Annotated in this window: 2 protein-coding genes; both read left to right on the top strand. The window is 46.5% G+C overall.

Annotated features, from left to right (window positions below):
* Positions 1-9: 9 nt before the first annotated feature.
* Positions 10-1,074 (top strand): histidinol-phosphate transaminase, encoded by a 1,065-nt coding sequence (gene hisC, locus ACTHUE_RS16040; RefSeq protein ID WP_440423977.1) that lies wholly within the window; start codon positions 10-12, stop codon positions 1,072-1,074.
* A gap of 19 nt (positions 1,075-1,093) precedes the next feature.
* Positions 1,094-2,047, top strand: coding sequence for an imidazoleglycerol-phosphate dehydratase HisB (gene hisB, locus ACTHUE_RS16035; protein WP_070460185.1), 954 nt, complete (start codon positions 1,094-1,096; stop codon positions 2,045-2,047).
* Positions 2,048-2,252: the final 205 nt, after the last annotated feature.

Below are 2,252 nucleotides of genomic sequence, written 5' to 3'. Positions count from 1 at the left end.
GCTGATGTTATCCGTGATGATATTAAAGTAATGACAGCCTATCAGGTTGCTGATTTGCCGGAAGGTTTTATTAAGTTGGACGCCATGGAGTGTCCGCATCATCCTTTCGCCGGGTATGAATCTTTATTATCGGAATGGGCGGACTTGGCAAAGCAGGCGCCGATTCATTTGTATCCCCATGCTGCCAAGAGCGGTATTTATGAAGAATTGAGGGAGGTTTTCGGTATTCCCGATAAAGCGGAAATCGCATTGGGTAACGGCTCCGATGAGCTTATCCAATTTTTGACTATGCTGGTTGCCAAACCAAATGCGCGTGTATTGGGTATTGAGCCAAGTTTCGTTATGTATCGTCATAATGCCGCGCTTTATGGCATGGAATATGTCGGCGTTCCCTTAAATCCAGATTTTTCTTTAAATCTCCCTGCCGTTTTGACCGCTATCGAGCAACATCAGCCGTCATTAATTTTTATTGCCTATCCCAATAATCCTACCGGCGTGTGCTTTAAGCGAGAAGAAGTAGAGGCGGTCATTCGTGCGGATACCGGCATTGTGGTTGTCGATGAGGCATATGGTGCGTTTCATCATGACAGTTTCCTTCCGTGGGCGGGCGAAGTCGAAAACCTGGTCGTAATGCGCACCATCAGTAAAATCGGCTTTGCCGGCTTACGGATGGGGTATGCGGCGGCAAGCCCAAGCATTATGGGTGAACTGGCCAAAATCCTTCCGCCTTACAATATGAATCAATTAAGCTTGGCGGCGGCGAAATTCTCATTGAAGCATCATCCAATCATTCAGCAAAACATTGATACATTAAAAAACGAGCGTTCGCGCGTGATGAATGAATTGTTGAAATTAAACCGTTTGGAAGTTTTTCCGAGCGAAGCCAACTTTATTACCGTTCGCGTACCTGATGCGAACGAGCTGTTTGAAACATTGAAGCAAAACCGCATACTGATTAAAAAACTGCATGGCAGCCATCCGCTTTTGGATCAGTGTGTCCGCATAACCATAGGCTCGGCAGCGCAAAATGATGCCGTCTTGGCCGTTATTAGAAACCTTTACCCCAATCTTTGATTTCAAGGAAACTACCATTATGAACAAAGCTCAACTGCATTTGACCAATTTTCTGTTACTGGTTGAAGAAGCCGGCTCATTGACCAAACTCGCACGCGCATGCGGTTATGAAAACTCCGCCTCTTTGTCTCAGCTCAAACGCCGTTTGGAACAACAAGCAGGCGATGAGTCTGCACGCGGCATTCGTCCGAGCCTGGCTGCGAAGTTGGAATCCGGTATGCACAAACGCAAAGGCTGGCTGAACCGTGATCACAGCAAAGACCAAGAAAAAGCAGCAGTTGAAGCGGCGCGTTTGGAAAAACAAACTGTCGAAACAGCCGAAGCTGGTGTTTCAACTGAAGGCCGTTTTGTTACTGTTACCCGCAATACCTGCGAAACCCAAATTACCGTTAGCCTCAACCTTGACGGTACCGGCAAATACCGCTTGGATACCGGCGTTCCTTTCCTTGAACACATGCTTGCTCAAGTGGCGCGTCATGGTTTGATTGACTTGGATATTACCTGCAAAGGCGATTTGCACATTGACGACCATCACACGGTTGAAGACATCGGTATCGTATTGGGTCAGGCCTTGAAACAAGCACTTGGCAATAAAGCCGGCATTACCCGTTATGGTCATGCCTATGTTCCGTTGGATGAAGCGTTGAGCCGTGTAGTCATCGACCTTTCCGGCCGCCCTGGCTTGGTGTACAACATCGACTTTACCCGCGCCCTGATCGGCTGTTTTGATGTTGATTTGTTTGAAGAATTTTTCCACGGCCTTGTGAATCACAGCATGATGACCTTGCACATCGATAATTTTAGAGGTCGTAATGCACATCATCAAGCCGAGACTGTTTTCAAAGCCTTCGGCCGCGCATTGCGCATGGCGGTTGAATACGATCCGCGCATGATGGGTCAAACGCCTTCTACCAAAGGTACGCTGAGCGAAGAGTCTGTTCAGGAAGAAGCAGAAGCCGCATCTGAAGAATAAGGCATCGTGTGAATGAATAAAGGCCGTCTGAAACCGATCGTGATTTCAGACGGCCTTTATTATTTGTCTTGTATATCGACAATATTTTGTTTTAAACCATCTTTTGCTACAATCATTCTTATTATTATATTAATCATTAAATGTTTTCAGACGGCCTGAGGAGAAGCAATGAAAGTAGCGATTGTTGATTATGGAATGGGAAACC

The organism is Neisseria sp. P0021.S005, assembly GCF_051956955.1.
The sequence above is the reverse complement of the archived record's forward strand: the minus strand, read 5'-3'. Positions and strand labels throughout refer to the sequence as shown.